This window comes from Actinoplanes sp. CA-252034 (assembly GCF_050956125.1).
Lineage (GTDB): Bacteria > Actinomycetota > Actinomycetes > Mycobacteriales > Micromonosporaceae > Actinoplanes.
Window position 1 is genome coordinate 1,180,141 of sequence record NZ_CP191846.1, and the last position, 16,216, is coordinate 1,196,356.

The 16,216-nt window shown below is 71.1% G+C and carries 13 protein-coding genes, 1 tRNA gene and 2 pseudogenes; 12 read left to right on the top strand and 4 right to left on the bottom strand.

Translation table 11 applies throughout. From position 1 onward, the window contains the following. The first annotated feature begins 1 nt into the window (after position 1). Together ACQPZW_RS05495 and ACQPZW_RS05500 are read left to right on the top strand one after the other, a co-directional pair. Positions 2–1,186: an ABC transporter permease gene (locus ACQPZW_RS05495; RefSeq protein ID WP_433793745.1), complete on the top strand. Its 1,185-nt coding sequence runs from the start codon at positions 2–4 to the stop codon at positions 1,184–1,186. A gap of 105 nt (positions 1,187–1,291) precedes the next feature. Next, a complete protein-coding gene (locus tag ACQPZW_RS05500) occupies positions 1,292–2,263 on the top strand; it encodes a hypothetical protein (RefSeq protein ID WP_433793746.1) in 972 nt (323 codons plus the stop codon). A gap of 187 nt (positions 2,264–2,450) precedes the next feature. Here ACQPZW_RS05500 and ACQPZW_RS05505 read toward each other — a convergent pair. Together ACQPZW_RS05505 and ACQPZW_RS05510 are read right to left on the bottom strand one after the other, a co-directional pair. Next, a tRNA-Arg gene (locus tag ACQPZW_RS05505) sits at positions 2,451–2,523 on the bottom strand. Positions 2,524–2,541: 18 nt separating this feature from the next. Then, complete coding sequence (locus ACQPZW_RS05510) at positions 2,542–3,624, bottom strand: alpha/beta hydrolase (protein WP_433793747.1); 1,083 nt, start codon at positions 3,622–3,624, stop codon at positions 2,542–2,544. 266 nt (positions 3,625–3,890) lie between these two features. On the opposite strand from ACQPZW_RS05510, the pseudogene ACQPZW_RS05515 reads away from it, so the two are divergent. The 10 genes and pseudogenes from ACQPZW_RS05515 to ACQPZW_RS05560 form a co-directional block, all read left to right on the top strand. After that, positions 3,891–4,043 (top strand): annotated as a pseudogene (locus ACQPZW_RS05515) (single-stranded DNA-binding protein); the annotation flags it as partial. Positions 4,044–4,094: 51 nt separating this feature from the next. Continuing rightward, the gene (locus ACQPZW_RS05520) at positions 4,095–4,436 is read left to right on the top strand and encodes a hypothetical protein (RefSeq protein WP_433793748.1); all 342 of its coding nucleotides are present in this window, start codon (positions 4,095–4,097) and stop codon (positions 4,434–4,436) included. A gap of 310 nt (positions 4,437–4,746) precedes the next feature. Continuing rightward, a complete protein-coding gene (locus ACQPZW_RS05525; RefSeq protein ID WP_433793749.1) occupies positions 4,747–5,217 on the top strand; it encodes a hypothetical protein in 471 nt (156 codons plus the stop codon). A 1-nt stretch (position 5,218) separates the two neighbouring features. Further along, positions 5,219–6,232 carry a cobalamin biosynthesis protein gene (locus tag ACQPZW_RS05530; protein ID WP_433793750.1) on the top strand — a complete coding sequence of 338 codons (1,014 nt, stop codon included), beginning with the start codon at positions 5,219–5,221 and terminating at the stop codon, positions 6,230–6,232. Continuing rightward, positions 6,229–7,755, top strand: coding sequence for a cobyric acid synthase (locus ACQPZW_RS05535; protein ID WP_433793751.1), 1,527 nt, complete (start codon positions 6,229–6,231; stop codon positions 7,753–7,755). Before ACQPZW_RS05530 ends, ACQPZW_RS05535 begins: the two co-directional genes overlap by 4 nt. Positions 7,756–7,863: 108 nt before the next feature. Next, complete coding sequence (locus tag ACQPZW_RS05540; protein ID WP_433793752.1) at positions 7,864–8,943, top strand: M48 family metallopeptidase; 1,080 nt, start codon at positions 7,864–7,866, stop codon at positions 8,941–8,943. 57 nt (positions 8,944–9,000) lie between these two features. Further along, positions 9,001–10,347, top strand: coding sequence for a dipeptidase (locus tag ACQPZW_RS05545; RefSeq protein WP_433797435.1), 1,347 nt, complete (start codon positions 9,001–9,003; stop codon positions 10,345–10,347). A 15-nt stretch (positions 10,348–10,362) separates the two neighbouring features. Continuing rightward, positions 10,363–11,838, top strand: coding sequence for an FAD-dependent monooxygenase (locus tag ACQPZW_RS05550; RefSeq protein ID WP_433793753.1), 1,476 nt, complete (start codon positions 10,363–10,365; stop codon positions 11,836–11,838). Between the two features lie 219 nt (positions 11,839–12,057). Beyond that, the gene (locus ACQPZW_RS05555; protein WP_317797229.1) at positions 12,058–12,246 is read left to right on the top strand and encodes a hypothetical protein; all 189 of its coding nucleotides are present in this window, start codon (positions 12,058–12,060) and stop codon (positions 12,244–12,246) included. 407 nt (positions 12,247–12,653) lie between these two features. After that, entirely contained in the window at positions 12,654–14,333 is a 1,680-nt protein-coding gene (locus ACQPZW_RS05560) for an ATP-dependent DNA ligase (protein WP_433793754.1), read from the top strand. Positions 14,334–14,629: 296 nt separating this feature from the next. Here the strand turns inward: ACQPZW_RS05560 and ACQPZW_RS05565 are convergent, their stop codons facing one another. Together ACQPZW_RS05565 and ACQPZW_RS05570 are read right to left on the bottom strand one after the other, a co-directional pair. Continuing rightward, complete coding sequence (locus tag ACQPZW_RS05565; RefSeq protein WP_433793755.1) at positions 14,630–15,061, bottom strand: hypothetical protein; 432 nt, start codon at positions 15,059–15,061, stop codon at positions 14,630–14,632. Positions 15,062–15,287: 226 nt separating this feature from the next. Beyond that, positions 15,288–16,103: pseudogene (locus tag ACQPZW_RS05570) on the bottom strand (SURF1 family cytochrome oxidase biogenesis protein); the annotation flags it as partial. Positions 16,104–16,216 lie beyond the last annotated feature (113 nt).

Below are 16,216 nucleotides of genomic sequence, written 5' to 3' on the forward strand. Positions count from 1 at the left end.
CATGGCGTCCCTCCACCCGGCGCGACTGCGCCCCTCCGACCTACTGCGTCTAGCCGGGTACGGCCTGCGCTCCCGCCCGCTGCGAGCCGTCCTGTCCGCACTCGGTATCGCCATCGGCATCGCCGCCATGGTGTCGGTCGTCGGCATCTCCGCCTCCGGACAGGCCGACCTGGACGAGCAACTCGCCGCGCTCGGCACCAACATGCTCACCGTCGCGCCCGGCCGCACCATGTTCGGCGACGACGCGACCCTGCCCGACGACGCCCTCCCGATGATCGAGCGCATCGGGCCGGTCACCTCGGCCACCGCCGTCGGCGCCGTCGAGGACACGCCCGTCTACCGCACCGACCGGATCCCCGCGGGCGAGACCGGCGGCCTGGCCGTCGTCGCCGCCCGACTCGACCTGCCCGGCACCGTCGACGCGCGGCTCGCCCGCGGCACCTGGCTCAACGCGGCGACCGCCCGCCATCCGGCCGTCGTCCTCGGCGCCGCCGCGGCCCGGCGGCTCGGTGACGTGCCCGCCGTGTGGATCGACGGCCGCACCTACACCGTCATCGGAGTGCTCGCGAGTGTGGCGCTCGCGCCCGAGCTCGACACCGCGGTCCTCATCGGCTGGGAGGCCGCCACGTCGTACCTGGACTTCGACGGTCACGCCACCCGCGTCTACACCCGCTCGATCGAGTCACAGGTGGAAGCGGTCCGTGGTGTCCTCGCCGCCACCGCCAACCCGCAGAGCCCCGACCAGGTCGACGTCTCCAACCCGTCCGACGCGCTCATCGCCCGGCGGGCCGCCGCCAGCACCTTCAACTCGCTGCTGCTCGGCCTCGGCGCGGTGGCACTGCTCGTCGGCGGCATCGGCATCGCCAACACGATGGTCATCTCGGTGCTCGAACGCCGTGCCGAGATCGGGCTGCGCCGCTCCCTCGGTGCCACCCGTGGCCAGGTCCGTACCCAGTTCGTCGCCGAGTCACTGCTGCTGTCCCTGCTCGGCGGGGCCGGTGGGGTGCTCGGCGGATCCGCCGTCACCGTCGTCTACGCCGGCACGCAGCAGTGGCCGCCGGTCGTACCCCTGTGGGCCGTCGCCGGTGGACTCGGCGCGACCCTGCTCATCGGCGCGATCGCCGGCCTCTATCCGGCGGTCCGGGCGGCGCGTCTCGCGCCGACCGAAGCTCTCGGCGCCGCCTGAGGGTCAGCCGGCGAGAATAATTTTCTCGCCGGCTTGATCCAGTCTGGGAGCGTTCCCGTATCGATCGCCGTAGGGTTCTATCGGGATCGGGAAAGCAGCAGGCCAATGCACCGGAAACTCGTCATCACCGTCGGGCTCGCCGTGACCATGGCGGGTGCCGGGATCGGTATCGCCTCGGCCGCCCAAGCCGCCGTGCCCACCGTCAACTGTCCGCAGGTCTACATCACGGTCGCCGTCCCCCAGCAGGCGCAGGCGGAGGTGGACAACAACCTCCGGCAGATCGACCAGCAGATCAACGAGGCGAACAACCGCATCGCCGCGACCCAGGGCCAGGGCGGCGCGAACTTCATCCAGAACGCGATCCTCGGTCCGCTCAAGGACAAGCGATTCGCCGCGATCAACCGGATCGAGACCGCGATCTCGCGTAACGCGGCCCGGCCCAATCTCAACGCCGAACGTGTGTCGACGTGCACCCTGAACCAGAACGGCGGCGCGCCCGCCGTCACCACCCCGGCCGCCGCCCAGCCCGGCAACAACCTCGGCATCCTCACCGACAGCTGCGACACCAGCCGCCTCGAGGCGCACGACGGCTTCCAGAAGGGCAACCGGTGCGTCTCCACCGAGTTCGGTGAGGTCGGCAACGCGGCAAACAACCCGACCCTGCTGATCACCAACGCGCCCCGCCAGGTCAACCGGAACCAGGCGTTCACGCTCCAGATCAGCACCCGCAACCTGATCCGCGACCGGTTCCTCGCGGCCGGCCAGGGCGGCTACTACGTGGAGTCCAGCGTCCTGCAGAACGGGCTGGTCCGCGGCCACTTCCACACCGCCTGCCGGATCCTCGACAGCCAGCAGCAGGCCCCCGCGCCCGACCCGGTTCCCGGATTCTTCGTCGCCACCGAGGACAGCCGCGGCGGCGCCACCCCCGACACCGTCGCCATCCAGGTGCCGGGACTGGCCCAGCCCGGCACCTTCCAGTGCTCCGCCTGGGCCGGTGACGGCTCCCACCGCATCCCGATGATGGAACGCGCCAACCAGACCCCGGCCCTCGACTCCGTCCGGGTCACGGTCCGCTGAACCCGCCCTGCCCGCTCGGTCCGTCGGGACCGGGCGGGCAGAAACCGTTCCACCCCCGCGCAGACGCGTCCCACTCGTCGATGCCCTGCCACCGCAGCGTCCACTGCGGGCCCGGCCCCGTGCCCGGGACTCCCGATCAGGAAGAAGCGCGACGGCGCGGCCATGGGATCAACCCAGGGCAGGATTGCGCGCCCGGCAGGATTCGAACCTGCGACCGGTGGATTAGAAGTCCACTGCTCTATCCGCTGAGCTACGAGCGCTGGCCTAGCCAGCACATCCTAGGCGGTCGTGCCGGACTTGTCGTCCGCCTCCTCCGCGGCGGCACGCTCGACCGCCGCCTCCGCCTCCTCGAGAACGGCGGCAATGCCCGGTTGATCCTCCGGCGCGGGCGGAATCTCCGGCTCCACAGCGCCCGGCGCCGGCAGAAAACCGTCCGCCCAGCGTCCCAACTCGCGGAACACCTCCGCGCGTACCTCCTTGCCGGAGAGCGTCAGATCATGCATTCCGCCGTCGAACCGCGCGATCGTCACCCGTGAACCCAGCCCCGGCGCCCAGCGGACGATGTGCTCCACGTCCAGCACCGAATCCGACACCCGGACGTCGTCGTGCCAATCCCGGCCCCGGAACGTCCGCGTCGAACAGGCCACCAGCACCGGCACGTCGATCGCCAGACCGGACCGCAGCTTGCGCTGCCCCCGGCGGATCGCCTCCAGCCAGCCCATCGTCACCGGAAAGCCGAGAATCGGCTTCCACTCCAGGTCGTAGGACCACTCACCGTGATGGTCACTGTGCAGACTCTGGCCATACAGACCCAGAGAAGCGACAGGCATCCTCTTGTACGGCGACCGGCCGCTCACCGAGAGCACCAGCGACATCAGCGGGCGACGCAGCAGCCACGGCAGGTTGAAGTCGAAGAACGGGCTGTTCAGGAACAGGCCGTCGACCTGCTGCTGACCACGGCGTGAATGAGCCCACAACGACGTGATCAGACCGCCCGTCGAGTGGCCGGCCACCAGCAGCTGATCGTGACCGTCCTGCTCGCGGATGATCCGGACCGCCTCGTCCAGCTCCGGGAAGTAGTCGGTCAGGCTCCGCGCGAAGTTAGGCGTCTGATGCGGCAGCAGGCTCCGGCCGTACTTCCGCAGGTCCAGCGCGTAGAAGTCCCAGCCCCGCTCGACGAAGAAGTCGGCCAGATGGGTCTGGAAGAAGTAGTCCACGAACCCGTGCACATGCAGCACGGCCCGCCGTGTCGGGGTCTGTGCCCGGCGGCGCACCAGCGTCGCCACCACCGGCCCCTCGTCGTCACTGCCCAGTTCGATGGTGTGCCGCTCGTACGGCCATCCGAGGACGTCGGTCTCCACGCCCACAGGTTACCCATGGGTACTGCCGGGAGCGCCATATCAGATCCGTGATCCTTCACGGTCGCCGTCCACAATCCGCCGCCGTCCACAGTCAGTCACCACAAGATCATCGCCAGTGACGCAATCTCGAACCCGACCGCACCACCGGCACCCCAGAGAGGGACCAACGTCGTGTTCGAAACCAACCTCGTCGTCGTCGGCAACGTCCTCACCGCCCCGAATGGCGGCGCACCACCACCGGCAACGCACTCGTCGCCAACTTCCGCATCGCCTCCACCGCCCGCCGCTTCGACCGCGACAGCGGCCGCTGGATCGACGGCAACAGCCTGCGCGTCCGCGTCACCGCCTGGCGCCGCCTCGCCGAAGGCGTCGCCTCCTCCGTCGCCGTCGGCGACCCGATCGTCGTCTACGGGCGCATCTACACCCGCGACTGGGTCGACGACGACAACAACAACCGCGTCTCCTACGAGATGGAGGCCTTCGCCATCGGCCACGACCTCGCCCGCGGCCGATCCCGCTTCTTCCGCAACAAACCCGCCACCGACAGCACCATCGAAGGCCCCACCGCCGACGCCATGATCCGCGGCGAAGCCACCGTCGCCCTCGACGACGAGGAGAGCCCCGTCGGCTTCGGCGACGGCCTCCCCGAGCAGACCCCCGACGACGACGGCCCCACCTTCCTCGAAGTCGTCGCCGGCCTCACCGACGAGACCGCCGAAGCCGACGACGACCCCACCGTGCCCGTCTCCGCCCCGCCCGCCGACACCCGGCGGACCCGGCGCGCCACCCGCCGCGAGCCCGTAGCGGCCTGAGACCTTCCCGGAAGCCGCCGCCACCGGACACCGAATCCCTGCGGATGACCGGCGCGGCGGCGCCCGGCGGCCCGGCCGGCTCCGGGGTCGCGTCCCCCACCCCCGCCCGGGTGACGGGACGACCCGGCCGGGCCGCCGCGGTCCCCCAAACGAGGGAAACGCCACAACCGCCGAAGGAGCACACACCACCGACCTACCCGACATTCAGGACCCATGCCCATCGGGACCGGCCGATCGGGCCACCCCGAACAGCCAACGGGCGGAGCGGCCCGGGTGGGCTTCCCCCATCCCCAACCGGCAGACTGAACCCGTGCTGCTGAAGGACATCCGCGCCATCGCGACCGACACGATGGTGCTATCGCCGGAGGACCAGACGGCCGAGGACGCCAACACCAGCTGGTTGGGCGCCCCGCCACACGAGCGCATGGGCCTGTCCGCGGACGAGGTCGTCGCCGCGTTCGAGGAGACCGCAACCGGGCTACGAGACCGGGTCGCCGGCCTCGGCCACCGCGGCACCGCCACCTTCTACGTCTGGCACGACGCCGTCGCCGGGCAGCTCCGCTGCTCAGCCGGCACCTGCAAACCCAGCGACCTGCCGTTCACCGCCGCCTACCAGATCACCGACGACCTGCGAGCCATCGTCGTCGAATTCCTCGAAGACCGCGCACCCGGCTCCATCGTCTGGGGCGAGCTCGAGCCGGTGCCGTACCCCGACGACATCGACAACGACACCCCGACCCTCACCGTCTGGGCGTTCGACCTCACCCCGTTCGGCCGCTGACGTGCCACCACGCTGGACCGCCGACGCGGCCGGCCTCATCGCCGGATACCTACTCGACGCCGCGATCGGCGACCCCCGCCGCCTGCACCCCGTCGCCGGCTACGGCACCGCCGCCGCCGCCCTCGAACAGCGCACCTACCGGCCCCACCGCACGGCCGGCGCACTCTTCACCACCATCGCCGTCGGCGTGCCCGTACTCGCCGGGCTCGCCGCCGCACGAGCCACCCGCAACCACCCGGCAGCCCGGTTCGCCCTCACCGCAGCCACCACCTGGACCGTCCTCGGCGGCCGCACCCTGCGCCGCGAAGCCCGGACCATGGCCCGCCACCTCGACGCCGGCGACCTGCCGGCCGCCCGAGGCCGACTCAACCACCTGTGCGGCCGCGACCCGTCCGCACTCGACGAGCCCGAGCTCGCCCGCGCCACCGTCGAATCCGTCGCCGAGAACACCTCCGACGCCGTCGTCGCGCCGCTCGTCTGGGGCGCGCTCCTCGGTCCCGCCGGGCTCCTCGGCTACCGGGCCGCCAACACGCTCGACGCCATGGTCGGGCACCGGTCACCGCGGTACGCCCGGTTCGGGACACCGTCAGCACGGCTCGACGACCTGCTCAACCTCGGGCCGTCCCGGCTCACCGGGCTGCTCACCGCGGCGGTCTCGCCTGTCGCGGGCGGGACGCCGAAGGAGACGCTGCGGGTGTGGCGGCGTGACCGGGACGACCATCCGTCGCCCAACGCGGGGCAGTGCGAGGCAGCCATGGCGGGGGCGCTGGGGGTGCGGCTCGGCGGGCGCAACGTCTATTTCGGACGTAGTGAGACACGGCCGTTCCTGGGCGACGGGCCCCGGCCGTCGGCTGCGCATCTGCGGCGCGCGGCCCGGGTGTCGGGGGCGGTGGGCGCGGTCGCCGTCGTGCTGGCGGCCGCCGTCGCCGCGGCACGGAGCACGATCACAGCCGGTGGAGGCGGCGGGGGCGGGGCGGGGCCCGAAGGGCCATTCCGTGTCCGGCGCCGATCATGACCGGCGGCCTCCTGATCGCCGGCACCACCTCGGACGCCGGCAAGAGCGTCCTGACCGCCGGCATCTGCCGCTGGCTGCACCGCCAAGGCGTCCGTGTGGCGCCCTTCAAGGCTCAGAACATGTCCAACAACTCGGTCGTGGTCGTGACCGCGGACGGACGCGGCGGCGAGATCGGCCGAGCCCAGGCGATGCAGGCCGAGGCTTGCGGCATCGCCCCCGACCTGCGCTTCAACCCGGTTCTGCTGAAGCCCGGCAGTGACCGCTCCAGCCAGGTCGTCCTGTTGGGCGAGGCCGTGGACACGGTCACGGCCGGTAACTACCGAGCGTTGCGTCCACGGCTCGCCGAGACCGCCCACGCCGCTCTGGCGGATCTGCGCGCCGACTACGACGTGGTGATCTGTGAGGGCGCCGGCAGCCCGGCCGAGATCAACCTGCGGGACGGCGATTTCGTCAACATGGGCCTGGCCCGGCGGTTCGGCCTGCCGACCGTGGTGGTCGGTGACATCGACCGGGGCGGGGTGTTCGCGGCTTTCTTCGGCACCCTGGCGCTGCTGTCCCGGGAGGACCAAGAGCTGGTCTCCGGCTTCGTGATCAACAAATTCCGGGGTGACCTGGGGATTCTTCGCCCCGGCCTGGACATGATCACCGCGGTGACGGGGCGGCCGGTGTACGGCGTACTGCCGTTCCACTCCGACGTCTGGCTCGATGCGGAGGACTCCCTCGCGTACGGCCGGGTGCTGGGACGTCCGGGCCCGCCGCGCGGGAGCGCCTGGCTGCGCGTCGCGGTGATTCGTGTGCCGCGTATCTCGAATGCCACCGACGCCGAGGCGCTGGCCGTCGAGCCGGGGGTGCGGGTGCAGTTGACCGTCGAGCCGGCCGAGATCGCCGACGCCGACCTGGTGGTGATCCCCGGCTCGAAGGCCACGGTGAGTGATCTCGCCTGGTTGCGCGAGACCGGCCTGGCCGACGCGGTCCGGGCGCACGCCGCCGCGGGCAAGCCGCTGCTGGGCATCTGCGGCGGCTTCCAGATGCTGGCCGAGAGCATCCACGACGACGTGGAGAGCGGCCGCGGGACGGTTCCGGGGCTGGGCCTGCTGCCGGTGGAGATCACCTTCGCGGACCGTAAGACGCTGGCCCGCTCGTCCGGGTCCGGCTTGGGGCAGCCGGCGCACGGCTACGAGATCCATCACGGGTACGTGTCGGCCGGCGCCCCCGAGCCGCTGTTGCGCTACGACGACGGCCGGCCGGAGGGCGCCGTCGCCGGGAACGTCTTCGGCACGCACTGGCACGGGGCGTTCGAGTCGGACGGGTTCCGCCGGCGGTTCCTCACCGAGGCGGCCCGCCTGGCCGGACGGCACGGTTTCACGGTCGCCGGCGACACCCGGTATGCGGGGGTTCGCGAGCGTGCCCTGGACGTGCTCGGTGATCTCGTCGAGGAGCACCTGGACACCGGGGCCCTGTGGCGGCTGATCGAGAAGGGCCCCACCCCGGGGCTGCCGTTCCTGCCCCCAGGCGCCCCGTAAGGGTCTTCTCCGGGTCGCCGGCAGGGGACATACGTTGCGTCTCCGGCGTACGTTGGGCGCGGAAGCGCGGCCCCGGCGCCGCGGCAGCGGCAGAACGGGGTGAGGCAGATGACGACCGAGGAAGACAACCGGCCGGCACGCCGTCGTGTGACCCTTACCGGGATCAGCTCGAGGGCGTGGGAGCATCCGGCCGACCGTGGCGCGCTGTCCGCGCTGCGTGAGTTGCGTGGTTTCGACGACGTGGTGAAGACATTTTTCGGTATGTGGAACGAGCGGGGTTTCCGGCTCATGTTCCTGGCCGGCTCGATCCGCGTCGACCACCGGCAGTATCCGCGGGTGTATCAGCTCTTCGCGGAGGCGGGCAGCACGCTCGACGTGGCGGAGCTTCCCGAGCTCTACGTCACGCAGGATCCGCGGATCAACGGGCAGGCGATCGGCCTGGACCGGCCGTTCATCGTGATCACGACGGGTGCGGTGGACAGGCTCGACGACGACGAGCTGCGCGCCCTGCTCGGGCACGAGATCGGGCATGTGCGCAGCGGCCATGCCGTCTACAAGACGATCATGCAGATCCTGACCGGGTGGCTGGCCAACATCAGTTGGCTTCCCATCGGGGTGATGGCGCTGCGGGCGATCATCGCGGCGATGTATGAGTGGTGGCGCAAGGCCGAGCTGTCCGCCGACCGGGCCGGCCTGCTCGCCGGGCAGGACCCGGCCGCCTCGCTGCGGCTGCTGATGAAGATGGCCGGCGGGGGCGACCTGTCGCAGATCGACACGGCGGCGTTCCTGGAGCAGGCCGCGGAGTATGAGAGCGGTGGCGACCTGCGCGACAGCATCCACAAGATCGGCCTGACCGCGTGGAGTAGCCACCCGGTGCCGGTCGCCCGGGCCGCTGAGCTGCGCAAATGGATCGACTCGGGGGAGTATGCGGCGATTCTCGGCGGCGACTACCCGCGCCGCGACTCCGACGGCGAGGCGTCGGTGAGCGAGGATGTGAAGGCGGCGGCGAAGGCGTACCGCGAAGACTTCGACAACTCCCAGGATCCGCTGGTCGGGCTGGTGCGACGGCTCGGCGGCGGCGCCGCCGACCTGGCCGGTACAGCCGCCGGCAAGGCGTATGGCTGGGCCAGTGAGGCGGCCCGGCGTGGGCGCCGCGACAACAGCGGAGAGGGTACGCCGGACGCATGATCCACCGGTCGGGCCGGAAACCTGTCACATCTCCGGCCTACGATCGGCGGCATGAGCCTGAGTGAATCCGATCTGCGCGCCGCGATCCGGCGCGAGATGCCCGGTGTCCGCGCCGACCTGGAACGGTTGGTGCGGATCCCGGGTGTCGCCTTTGAAGGTTTCGACCATTCGCACGTGGAGCGGTCCGCGGAGGCGGTCGCCGAGCTGTTGCGCGGGTGCGGGCTCGACACCGAGATCGTCCGCCATGGTGGCCAGCCGGCCGTGATCGGCCGTAAGGCGGCCCCGCCCGGTGCCCCGACCGTGCTGCTGTATGCGCATCATGACGTGCAGCCGGCCGGTGACCCGGCGCTGTGGACGAGCGATCCGTTCGAGCCGGTCGAGCGTGACGGCCGCCTCTACGGTCGTGGCGCGGCCGACGACAAGGCGGGTGTGATGGCGCACGTCGCGGCGTTGCGGGCGTTCGGCGACCGGCTTCCGGTCGGCGTCGTCGTGTTCGTCGAGGGCGAGGAGGAGTATGGGTCCGACTCCCTCGACACGATCATCCACGAGCACCTGGAGGAGCTGCGCTCCGACGTGATCGTGATCGCCGACTCTGGTAACTGGGACATCGGCCGACCCGCGCTGACCACCTCTCTGCGCGGTCTGGTCAACCTGTTCGCCGAGGTCAAGGTGCTGAAGAGCGCCGTGCACAGCGGCATGTTCGGCGGCCCGGTGCCCGATGCGCTGATCACCCTGGCGCGCCTGCTGTCGACGCTGCACGACGATGACGGCGAGGTCGCGATCGCCGGCCTGGTCGGCCGTGAGGGAGCTGGCGTCGACTATCCGGCCGACCGGTTCCGGCACGAGGCCGGCATCCTCGACGGTGTCGAGCTGATCGGCAAGGGCACGATCACCGACCGTATCTGGACCAAGCCGTCGGTCTCGGTGCTCGGCATCGACGCGCCACGCACCCTGGAGGCGGCGAACGCGTTGCAGCCCAGCGCCAAGGCGAAGATCAGTGTGCGGCTGGCCCCCGGGGAGGACCCTGAAACGGCGTTCGAGGCGGTCCGCGCCCACCTGGAGAAGCACGTTCCGTGGGGCGCGAGTCTGGAGGTCACGCTGGAGAGCGACGGCTCGCCGTGTGTGATCGACGCGACCGGTCCGGTGTATGACGCGGCCCGTGCCGCCTTCCGCTCGGCGTGGGACGGCACCGACCCGGTGGACATGGGCGTCGGCGGGTCGATCCCGTTCATCGCCACCTTCCAGGAGCTGTTTCCCGGCGCCGCGATCCTGGTGACCGGTGTCGAAGACCCGTATTCGGCGGCGCACGGGCCGGACGAGAGCCTGCACCTGGGTGAGTTCGAGCGGGTCTGTGTCGCCGAGGCGCTTCTGCTCAAGAACGTTGCGGAGACTCTGACGAGGTAGGAGACGAGGTGGCCGATGGCCGAGCTGACCTGTGAGGTTCTCGTGGTGGGCGCCGGTCCGACCGGGCTGATGCTCGCCAACTGGCTGACCAGGCTCGGGGCGCAGGTGATCGTCGCGGACGGCAAGGACGGTCCGACGGCGGAGTCCCGTGCGCTCGTGGTGCAGGCGCGCAGCCTGGAGATCTACGACCAGCTCGGCATCGGCGACCAGGTCCTGGAGGCCGCGCACCGGGCCGAGGCTCTCGCGCCCGGGTTCGGTGCGCGGTCGTTCGGGCGAATCCCGCTGGGCCAGCTCGGCGCGCGCCTCACGCCGTACCCTTTCATCGAGGTTCTGGAGCAGAGCCGCAACGAGGAGATCCTCTACGACAACCTGCGGAAACTCGGCGGCGACGTCTACTGGGAGTCGCCGGTGACCGCGGTCGTGCAGACCGACGACGGGGTCGAGGCGAAAGTCGGGAACCACACGGTCCGGGCCAGGTTCTGCGTCGGCTGCGACGGGGCGAACTCGGTGGTCCGCAAGGCCCGCCGGATCGACTTCGAGGGCGTCACCAACCCGCATCGCTTCTTCGTGCTCGACGCGATCGGCACGCACGGCCTGGTGCCGGACGCGGTGAACGTCCGCCCGGAACGGACCGATTTCCTGCTCGGCTTCCCCATGCGCGGTGCCGGCGGCTGGCGGCTGATCGGCCTGGTCCGTGACACGGACGGCGACGGCGACCTGGACGAGGAGGCCGCCCGCGAGCGGATACTGCACACTTACGGCGTCACCTACGACCGGGCCCGCTGGTTCGCCACCTACCGGGTGCATCACCGGGTCGCCGCGGCCTTCCGGGACGGCCCGTTCTTCCTGGCCGGTGACGCGGCCCACGTCCATTCGCCGGTCGGCGCGCAGGGCATGAACACCGGCCTGCAAGACGCGCACAACCTCGCCTTCAAACTCTCCGACGTGCTGCGCGGCACCCGCCGGGACGGCTGGCTGGACCGCTACGAGGCTGAACGCCGGCCGGTCGCCCGGAAACTCATCGCCACCACCGACCGGCTGTTCAACGCGATCACCTCGAACCGGCTGCCGCTACGGGTGCTGCGGCGCCTCGTGATCCCGCTGATCGCCCCCATCGCGGTGCGGGCGCTCCCCAACTCGTCCGGCGGCTCCCGGATGTTCCAGTACGTGTCGCAGATCCGCATCCACTACCGCCTCGATCCGGACGCGGGCCCCTCCAGCCCGCGTGACCCGGTGATCGGCCGTCGCCTGCCCTGGACCGGCGTCAACCACGGGGCCCTGCGCGCGGCCTGCTGGCAGATCCACGGTTACGGCGAGGTCGCCGCCTCCGACGCGCCCGACCTCGGGATGCCGGTGCACCTCTTCCCGGCGGCCCCCGGAACGGGCCTGCAGCCGGGCCTGTTCTACCTGGTCCGGGCGGACGGGTTCGTCGCCGCGCGCGCCACGCCGGCCGAGGCCGACACGCTGTTCCGGCATGCCCTGGGCAGGTGAATTCCGATGTCCACAGGGTGGATCAGCGCTGGCGGCGGCGATCATTCCTGTTAGGATTAGAACATGCGTTCGATTGCCTCGCCTGCACCGAACATGCCTGTTACCACCAGGCCCGCCACGCAGCTCTCCGCTGCGCTGGCCGGTCGCGCGGCCCGGGTGACCCCCGCCGGCCCACGTGATTCGCTCGACCGTCTTCGCACTCGCGAGCGGATCGAGTCGATCGCCCGGCTCCGTGCCGCGGCCCGCGCACTCGGCGACGTCGACGTCTCCGGGTGGGACGACGCCACCCTCACCGATCACCTCGACGATCTCTCCAAGGTTCTCTGCACGCTCGACGCCGAGCTGGCCCGGGTCGCCGACGCGGTCCGTGCCCGCGGCTTCCGTATCGAGGAGCCCAAAGCCGCATGATCACGATCCCCACCCCAAGGTCAAGACCAGACAACTTCCCCGGGGGTACGGGGTGAGCCCACTCGTGGCGATCCCCACCCCACTGCGGTAACGCCGTCCGTGTGCGGTCCCGTGACAAGGCCGCACCGGGCATGTCCTCTGTTGCGCCGTGGCGCGGTCCGTGCGGTTTCTCGTGATGAGGCCGCACCGGCATGTCCTCTACTGCGCCGTGGTGCCGTCCGTGTGCGGTTTCGTGGATAGGCCGCACCGGGCATGTCTCCCGCTACGGGAGACTCGCGCGGGTGCGGTTCTCGTGACGGGGCCGCGCCCGGCTCGTGTCTTTCGGATGTCGCCTGACGCCGGGACCTCGTGGCCGATCGTGTTCAGCACGCGTCACGGGGCACCGGAGGGCGCGATCGGCTGCCAGGATGGAGATCGTGCGGTTCCTTGACATTGCAGCCACCTCGGCCGCCGTCGCCGCGACCTCGGGCCGTAAGGCGAAGATCGAGCTGCTCGCCGGGGCGCTGCGGCGGCTCGACCCCGGCGAGATCGTTCCCGGGGCCGCCTACCTAGCCGGTGAGCTACGGCAACGGCAGACCGGTGTCGGCTACGCGTCGTTGCGTGACCGGCCGGAGCCGGCCACTGAGGCCACCCTGACGGTGTCGGCGGTCGACGCGGCGATCGCCGACATCTCGGCCGTCTCCGGCGCCGGATCACAGGCCCGTCGCAAACAGCTTCTCGGCGCCCTGTTCAGCGCCGCCACCGCACCGGAACAGCTGCTGCTCGTCGGCCTGTTCGGCGGCGAGCTACGCCAGGGCGCCCAGGCCGGCCTGCTGGCCGAGGCGATCGCGGCCGCCGCCGAGGTGCCGGCCACCACGGTCCGGCGTGCCCTCCTGCTCGCCGGCGATCTGAAGATCGTGGCCGAGGCCGCTCTGACCGGTGGCGCGCCCGCGCTCGCCCAGATCCACCTGCGAGTCGGCACCCCGTTGAGCCCGATGCTGGCGAGCAGCGCGCCCGACGTCGCGGCCGCCCTTCTCGCCACCGGCACGCCCGCGATCGTCGACACCAAACTCGACGGCATCCGCATCCAGGTCCACCGTTCCGGAGACGAGGTGGCCGTCTTCACCCGCAGCCTCGACGACGTCACGGCCCGGCTTCCCGAAGTGGTCGCCCAGGTCAGGGCGCTGCCGGTGCGTGAGGTGATCCTCGACGGCGAGGCCATGCTGCTCGACGCGTCCGGCCGCCCGCGTCCGTTCCAGGAGACCTCCAGCCGAGCCGCCACCCGCGGCGCGAGAGCCACGACTCGCCGGACTTCCCGTGCGAGCGGTGCGGCCCCGGACTCCGCCGCGTCCGCTGCTGCCACGTCCCCTGCTGCTGCCGCGTCCCCTGCTGCCGCCACGTCCGCTGCCTCGGCCGTGTCCGGGGGCGATGCCGCGGCGACCGGCCTTCGACCGTACTTCTTCGATCTCCTTCATCTGGACGGCGCCGATCTGCTCGACGAACCGGGCCGGGTCCGCTGGGCCGCGCTCGCCGAGACCGTTCCCGCAGTCGCGACCGTCGGCCGGTCGGCTGCCGACACTGAAGAGGAGGCGGCCGCCGCGTTCGCCGCGGCCCTCGCCGCCGGCCAGGAAGGCGTCGTGATCAAGGACCCGGAGGCGCCGTACGATGTCGGCCGCCGTGGATCCGCCTGGGTCAAGGTGAAGCCCCGCCACACCCTCGACCTCGTCGTCCTGGCCGTCGAATGGGGCCATGGTCGCCGCCACGGCTGGCTGTCCAACCTGCACCTCGGCGCCCGAGACCCGGAAACCGGCGGGTTCGTGATGCTCGGCAAGACCTTCAAGGGCCTCACCGACGAGCTACTCCGCTGGCAGACCGAGCGATTTCAGCAGTTGGCCGTCGCCGACAACGGGTGGGGTGTGACCGTCCGCCCGGAGCAGGTGGTGGAGATCGCCTTCGACGGCGTCCAGACATCACCCCGCTACCCGGGCGGTGTCGCGTTGCGCTTCGCCCGGGTCCTTCGCTATCGAGACGACAAACCGGCCGCCGAAGCCGACACCATCGACGCCGTCCGCGCCATCGGCGCAGGCCACTCAGCTCCACCTGCCTGACCGCAGGGTTCCCAACGGTGACCTCGCTGCCGGCTGGCGAAGCCGACACCATCGCTGTCGTCCGCGCCATCGGCGCAGGCTACTCACCTCCACCGGCCTGACCGCAGGGTTCCCAACGGCGACCTCGCTGCCGGCTGGCGTCCGGTGGCGGCGATCTACCTGCCGGCCGGCGTCTGGCGGGCGGCGGTCTGCTTGTCGGCCCGGCGTCCGGCGGGGATCTCACCGCCTATCGAATGGCCGGCGATCCGTTGACGTCGGCGCGGCTCTTCATCGCGCTCAACGGGGCGCGACGATCGCTACAGGGCGGCGAGGCTTCGGATGTAGTTGACCTGCTGGTTGATGGCGGTCACATCGTCTTCGTTCCTGACCGGGACACGGGAGACGTACTGATGCTGGCCGCTTGTCACCGTGACGTTGACGGTGCCTTGGGCGATCGGCTCCTTGAACAGCAGGAGGAAGAGGCTCAGGCCTGCCGTGAAGCAGATGCCGCCGAAGGCTGCGATCTTCGCCCAGGTCGGGGTGCGCCGCTGGCTGAGCCATTGATCGGTGACCAGCCAGCGGGAACCGGACAACGGCAGATCCCCCACCGGCGTGTGCACCATCGTGGAAGTGATCTGCATCTCGGCGATCTCCGCGATCACCGGCCCGGACGGCTCCGGCGGGGCCGGCGTCTCGGACGCGGGTGGAGACGACGGCGCGCCCCACGGATCACCCGACGGGAAGGTCATGACCGCGACATTAATCGGCGTCGCCCTCTGTCGCGAGACGACGCCACGCACCTCACCGCAAGCGGCCCGAAACCGGATGCCGTCACGCGGTCCCGGCGTCCGCGGCCTTCCGATCGGTCTCAGCAACCCGATCCGCCTCAGCCACGCGGTCCGTGGAGGCGACCCGGTCTGCGGAGGCCACCCGGTCTGTGGAGGCGACGCGGTCTGCGGAGGCGACCCGGTCGCGGGAATCGGCGTCGGCGACCCGGTCGCGGGGGCGGCTTGCTGACTTGACCGGCCGTGTGGCGCCGGACGTCTCCTGAACCTCCCGTCGGGCCTGCCAGCCGAACAGGACGTAGACCATGCCGGCGAACATCCACCACTGGACGGCGTAGCCACCGTTCTGCCACGAGTCCTCATGCGGGATGGGGATCGCCACGAACGCCGGGTCGGCGGCCGGGGTCTGCTCGGTCAGGAGCACATACGCTCCGTACACCGGGAAGGGCAGCTCGGTCGCCAAGCGGGGCAGGCTGATCCGGCGGGTGTCCAGACGGCCGTCCCGGCGTTCCACCGGAGCGGGTCTACTTTCCGACAGGTGGACCTGGCCGGTGACCGTGACCCGGCCGGTGGGGGCTGCGGGAACCTGGGGCGACTCGAGCGCTCCGCCGGGCGGGGCGGGCACCCAGCCGCGGTCCACGAGAACCGCCGTGCCATCGTCGAGGATCAGCGGAGTGAGAATCTCGAAGCCGACCTTGCTGCCGACCGTGCGGCCCCGCGCCTGGATCTCGTTGGCCGGGTCGTAGCGGCCGCTCACGGTCACCTTTGTCCAGGCCAGAGCCTCACCCGGGTCGGGGCCGGGAGTGCCCGCCGTGGTCGGGGCGGTCAGCGCCTGGGTCAGCGGGACGGCCGCGACCACGTTGGCGTTGTCGATCCGGGTATTGATGGCGGTGCGTTGTCGGTAACGATCCAGCTGCCAATTGCCGAGCATCACCATGACCACCGAGGCGATGATCGTGAGCGCGGCGGCACCCAGCCAGCGCGGGGTCAGCAGGAACCGATACACCCCCTGAGGCTACCTGGCGCAGCGCTGGCTCCTGTCGTGGCCAGGTAGTCTGCGACATCCGGCAGTCGATAGAACACGTGGCGGCCGCCTGCGGAAACCTCGGGGGAGACATT

What these genes read in the sequence shown, in the direction of transcription:
- ACQPZW_RS05495 (WP_433793745.1), top strand. Translation starts at nt 2, where the DNA reads ATGGCGTCCCTCCACCCGGCGCGACTGCGCCCCTCCGACCTACTGCGT.
- ACQPZW_RS05500 (WP_433793746.1), top strand. Translation starts at nt 1,292, where the DNA reads ATGCACCGGAAACTCGTCATCACCGTCGGGCTCGCCGTGACCATGGCG.
- ACQPZW_RS05520 (WP_433793748.1), top strand. Translation starts at nt 4,095, where the DNA reads ATGGAGGCCTTCGCCATCGGCCACGACCTCGCCCGCGGCCGATCCCGC.
- ACQPZW_RS05535 (WP_433793751.1), top strand. Translation starts at nt 6,229, where the DNA reads ATGACCGGCGGCCTCCTGATCGCCGGCACCACCTCGGACGCCGGCAAG.
- ACQPZW_RS05540 (WP_433793752.1), top strand. Translation starts at nt 7,864, where the DNA reads ATGACGACCGAGGAAGACAACCGGCCGGCACGCCGTCGTGTGACCCTT.
- ACQPZW_RS05550 (WP_433793753.1), top strand. Translation starts at nt 10,363, where the DNA reads ATGGCCGAGCTGACCTGTGAGGTTCTCGTGGTGGGCGCCGGTCCGACC.
- ACQPZW_RS05560 (WP_433793754.1), top strand. Translation starts at nt 12,654, where the DNA reads ATGGAGATCGTGCGGTTCCTTGACATTGCAGCCACCTCGGCCGCCGTC.
- ACQPZW_RS05565 (WP_433793755.1), bottom strand. Translation starts at nt 15,061, where the DNA reads ATGACCTTCCCGTCGGGTGATCCGTGGGGCGCGCCGTCGTCTCCACCC.